Source organism: Okeania sp. (assembly GCF_983059655.1).
This window is the reverse complement of the sequence record NZ_CEZPJD010000534.1, coordinates 1-5,545: the sequence shown is the minus strand read 5'-3', so window position 1 is coordinate 5,545 and position 5,545 is coordinate 1. Positions and strand designations below refer to the sequence as shown.

General features: G+C 35.5%; 2 protein-coding genes. Both read right to left on the bottom strand.

Annotated elements, in window-relative coordinates:
- Positions 1 to 1,108 precede the first annotated feature (1,108 nt).
- On the bottom strand, positions 1,109 to 2,353 hold the full coding sequence (locus AC3DU7_RS23580; RefSeq protein ID WP_488041735.1) for an SGNH/GDSL hydrolase family protein: 1,245 nt from the start codon (positions 2,351 to 2,353) through the stop codon (positions 1,109 to 1,111).
- A gap of 733 nt (positions 2,354 to 3,086) precedes the next feature.
- On the bottom strand, positions 3,087 to 4,295 hold the full coding sequence (locus tag AC3DU7_RS23575) for a pre-peptidase C-terminal domain-containing protein (protein WP_488041734.1): 1,209 nt from the start codon (positions 4,293 to 4,295) through the stop codon (positions 3,087 to 3,089).
- Between the last annotated feature and the right edge of the window lie 1,250 nt (positions 4,296 to 5,545).

Below are 5,545 nucleotides of genomic sequence, written 5' to 3'. Positions count from 1 at the left end.
AATAATTCGGGTTTAAAGCCTCCCCTTTTAAGGGGAAAAAAGCGGTCTCCGGATGGCCAGGTCCCCTGCTCTTATCAGAGCCGCTCCGAAGATCGCCATATCCAATCAACCAAGAGAAGAAATAGTATTTCCTTATATTCAATTCCGTAACGGTTTTAACCTTCTTGTAATTATCAATTATCCATTATCAATTATCCATTAATGAAAGCATATTAGGCGATTTATGTGGTATGGCCGACGGGGTAAATATTTTTTGCTTGTTTCCTATCCTGCCTCCCCATCTTCCTTACCGAAAAATTGTGGTTTAAAGCCTCCCCTTTCAAGGGGATAATAAATAAAAATTTTCTTTTGAGTCAATCCTCTTCTTTTCAAGGAGAGGTAATTATTAATTATTCATTATTGAATACCTATTCCCTAAAACTATAAACATAAGTACTTTGTATCTGTAAGAAAATGCTGTATTAATTTTTTAACCTACTGAAACTTTTTTTGATTACCAATAGACATCTCCAGAAAAGAGGGAACAGGGAACAGGGAACAGGGAACAGGGAAGAATAATTGATAATTTATGGATAAGAATTGATTTTATTTTTGATTTTTGGAGATGTCTAATAAAAAAAATATAGTCATTAAGAAACCCTTGGTAAGGATTCAGGTATCTCAAACCCAGTTATAGAGAGAACTCTGAAAATGACTAACTCAGCAATTTAATAGTCTCATTCTCAATAATGACGAAAATAAAGGTTTGTAGCCATTTATAGCGCTGTGCGCTGGCAATAGGCAGTAGGCAATAGGCAGTAGGGGGGATAAAAAGCTGATTATATAAAACTTTTAGCTATTGGACAGTTCCTTAAATTTGTAAATATGCCAGCGCACATTGCTATATAATTGAGCATATAATTTGGCATATAATTGCCGGAAATGCTTATCCATCAAGATTTATAGGCTTTTCCATAGGATCTGAATCCTTACAACCCTTGTCTCAATCTTAACTGGAATGACTATAGTTTCCAGCAAGTATTTTAATTTATGAAAAGCAAAAAAAATAATTATTTTGATAAACAAAGTGCTTTGGTATAAAGCGTACTTAAAATATTCCATAAAAAAATTAGCGAGTTTCCCTTTTGCCTTCTTTACTTAAGCGATTAGTATATTGTTCACACAAATAATTTGTCATTATTTCCCCAACAAATTTATGACCTTCAATATTCCAATGACCTCCACAAGGAATCGCATTATCAAAACCATGCAAACATTTACCAGTTTTTTTAGCTTCATTCCAAATTGGTCCAGCTAAAGTATAAACTGGTATATTTTCCTCTTTACCAAACTGTTTTAACCGAATATCTGGATAAAATAAATTTGGTACATTCAAAGATTTTCTAAATCCATCATGCTTTTGAATATCCGGTAAAACTTGATGAGAATCACTCACCGTTATTACCATAAAATCTTTCCCTTTATCATATACTTCATCTCTCATTAATTTAATCAAACCTTCAGTCACTTTCCAGGTTTCTTCCCAATCAGAATTTGGTTTTGGCTCTTTGTAAAAAGCCAGATTAATTTCACTATAATCTTTTTCATACTGACGGCGTTTCCCATCAATATCTACTTTTCTAGTTAGTTGTAAAATACGAGAATTTTGCACTAACCAAAAAGGCAAGAAATCTACTAGAGAAAAATCATAACGGTCTCTCTCCCAAAACTTTAAATCGCGGAACGACATATCTTCAACAAGTTGACCATCTTGATAAACAAAATAAGGTCTGAGATGATCGTGTTCTAAAGCGCGATAATTATTACGGAGGTCATTACCAGCATAAAAAGCTAATATTACTAAATCTGGTGCATAATCCCAAACATGATGCCTTAAAGTCATTAATTCTTGAGCTGTTCCATAACCCTGCACGCCAAAATTCATTACCTCAACTTTCCGGTCTTTTAAGACAGGACATTGTTGTAATTTTTGCTCTATAATTGCACCGTAAGTATCCTCCAATTTGACATGAATTGCTTCTGTAAAAGAATCTCCTAATAACGCAATTCTCAATCCATTTTCTGGTTTAGTTTTACTCCGTTCATAATCCCTAAACCCTCCACTATTCATTTTTATTTCCGAAGGTATACCTTCTCCCGTCCAAAATGATTTTCCGTTAGGGTTTCCTGCCCAACCTCGATAAGAATCTTGGAAAGTATAGGTAGAATTCTCATCTAATTCCCCATCGATCCTTGGCGGTGGAGGATGCTCAATTCCTGCTATTCTTAGACCTATTTCCCCTACTGCCACAGCAAATATTAATGTGCTGAGTGTTAATCCTAAATTAATGGCTAAATTTTTCAGTTTTTTCATTCTATAAAGGTTAGTTGAGCAAGAAATTATTTTTAATATTGAAAATAAGTTAAGTTAAAAACCAAGTTATATATAGTACCTGAAAGTATAAACAATCTGGGTAGTTTTCTAATTTCTGGAGAGACAGTAGAGAAATTTTTTTTCATTCATATCAAATTCTAATAATTAGTTAGGGCTTGCTGATTAAATCTCAAAGCATTTACTGATATAAGTTTTAGCCTTTTTAGACCTTGAAAAAGTACCTGGTTTTCAGCTCCAATAGCTCAAAAAGGAGCGCATTTTGGGCAAGATAGGGGAAGAACAATCTTGGGACGATTTTTCTGATTACCTCTTCTATAATTCCCATTCCTCCTGACTTCACCGATTCTGTTTGCGGAGCATGACCTAGGAAATTCTGGTTCCTCATCTGAAAAAAAGACTTTTTCCGCAAACCCTAATTAATATTTAGAACAGCCATAGCAAAAGTAAAGCTTGTAATACTCTTGTGAGGAAATTAGGTTGTGGAGCAGGATATACAGGACTTAAGCAAAGACACTACAGATAGTAGATAAAAACTATAGCGCTATGGCATATATAGTGTTTTTTTCAGAAAAAAGCGTAAGTCTTAATATAGCTATTTTCAACTTAAAGCCTCACTAGCATACTGTACTTCATTAATGAATATTAGAACAGCCATAACAAAAAATTTCTAACTAACTCCCTCTCTCCCCACTCCCCCACTCCCCAAACTTCCCTAAACAAAACCATCCGTACTAGCAGGAAGTGCCCAGAAGCCAACAAACTCGTCTCGATAGTTGAGGGTATCAAGCACCAATTGCCGATTGTTTGGATCGGAAGTATAAAAGTGAGTAATATTCAAAGGGTTTGCTTGCTCCGCATCCAAGTTGGCCAGTCGATAAACAGGTATTGCGTCGGCAGGTGCATCCGCTGGTCTAGCATTTGTTGTACCGACTGGTTTATAGGCATTAAATGCCACCCCTGTATTAATGAATTGTGGGAGGGAGTTTTCTATTCCAACCTCAAATGACAAAAAATCACTGCCTGTTGCAGTATTAAGGTAGCGAAAGACTGGATCGCCGTTATTGACTGGAACATCAAATTCATTACCTTCGCTCCGGAAAAGAGCAGGTTGACCTGTTAAATCATCTATTTCTACTGGATCGGATGTAAAAATATGTGATTGTGAGGTAAAGTCCCAGAAGCGCAACACATCTTGAGAACTACCATTAAAATCCCCACCTCCAGGATTACCAGTTATTGGATCGACACTCAATGTATACTCTGTAGAGGCTAGCCCTCTATCAGGAATGTTCACGCTTGTATTATCAGGTGTTACTCTGAGCAAATAATTTCCTGTAAGAAGATTTTGAGTAATTAACCCGTTATTTGTTATTTGTGCTTGTGCTGAGTCTATCAGATTTAAAGCTTCATCATATAGCTCTAACTGAGCATTGTCCTGAACAGCATCTAGTGTGACTCTAACTTGACCATTGCTTGGTACTTGAAAATTAAACCAATCATCTCTGTCGCTACTACCAACAAAACCATTAACTGATGGATTATCAAAAGCATTACCAATAAAAGTCGCAGTATTAGAAAAGTCGTTACTGCTATCTTCTGAACTAACTTCTAACAAATAAAGTCCTGTAGTCCCATTAACGCTTGTCACTGCAGTTGTATAGTTGATATTTGATATTACCTGGTTGTAAACAATTTGTTCAGCTTCTCCTAAACCACCAAAATCGCTAAAAATTGGTAAGTCTGGTGCATTTCCACCCAATATTAATTCAGCATCTAAATTAATACTTTCACCCGGACTAGAGCTAATTGGAAATACTGTCACAGTTAAAGGTTGATTGAATTCAATTTCTGATGATGGTATTACTATTTCTTCTGTTTCACCGGGGGTTAAAATATCACCAACTAATCTAAAACCACTCATTGTTTTTACTTGTTTAATATACTGTTCTTCATTAATATTAGAACTGCTATATAAATTTTCTAACTAACTTAACTGACTTAACTAATTCCACTAATTTCACTAACTTCAATAACTGTTTAAAACTACTATAGAAGCAATATAAAAAATTTTGAGTTATGAGTCGGGAGTGGAATAGAGGCAATACAGAAAAAAATTGAAACACTCTCTCTTATACCAATTCCCGAAAGTAGTGCTATATTCGCGCAATACTTCAGTTATTAACTAATTAGGGCTTGCTGATTAAATATCAAAGTATTGACAGGTAAAGGTTTTACCCTTTTCAGGTACTAAGGGAGTACCAGCTTTTAGGTGGCAATGGTTAAAAAATCTAGGATTTTCGGCAAGATAAGAGCAGAAAATCACTTTTACGATTCTTCTGACTACTTATTCTATAATTCCCATTCCTCCTGACTTCACCGATTCTGGATTCTGGCTCCTACCCCTATCAATCATACTTTTTCAGCAAACCCTAATTAGCAGAAGCTGAATCACTTTTCTACTAACTTTAGCTAATCTAATATTCATTATTCTTATGTTTTCTTCTCCCTGTACGGACGTTGCATGCAACGTCCCTACCAACTTCCCTACTCCCCTGCTCAATAAAATTTAGAAAAATTTTTGAGAAATGGTATTACTCCCCTACTTTTCAGATTAGAATCAGATTTTTCCCATCATCGAATCTTTCCATCTATACCCTCCTAGAGTGGAAAACCAACAACATTTTCATTCTCTGAAGCTCATAAAAAAATCGGTGGCTCAAAGGAAATTCGGTTCCACCCTCACAATTTTTGTGATATGATAAATGTTATTGGGTGGTGTTCGCCCCTACGCATGACTTTTTATTCAACTAAATTTACTGACTGAGACAGAATCAAATATTCAGGCATTTTTCCCAGGAGAAACAGTAGAAATATTGTCATTTGGTAAAGCTTTATAGAAATGCTTGTTTTTCCCAACTATCTAATCCCTCCTAGGGTGAAAAACCAACAACATTTTCATTCTCTGAAGCTCATAAAAAAATCGGCGCGTCAAAGGAAATTCGGTTCTACCCTCACAATTTTTGTGATATGATAAATGTTATTGGGTGGTGTTCGCCCCTACGCATGACTTTTTATTCAACTAAAAATAGTATATCTGTCTTTATATCTGTCTTAGTGATCGCAAATTTTGTACAAAAGGAAGCAATCTCGCACCACCCCTGAGATTGCTTC

Bases quoted from the DNA above. Each gene is read 5' to 3' on its own strand.
- AC3DU7_RS23580 (WP_488041735.1), bottom strand. From the start codon at position 2,353: ATGAAAAAACTGAAAAATTTAGCCATTAATTTAGGATTAACACTCAGC.
- AC3DU7_RS23575 (WP_488041734.1), bottom strand. From the start codon at position 4,295: ATGAGTGGTTTTAGATTAGTTGGTGATATTTTAACCCCCGGTGAAACA.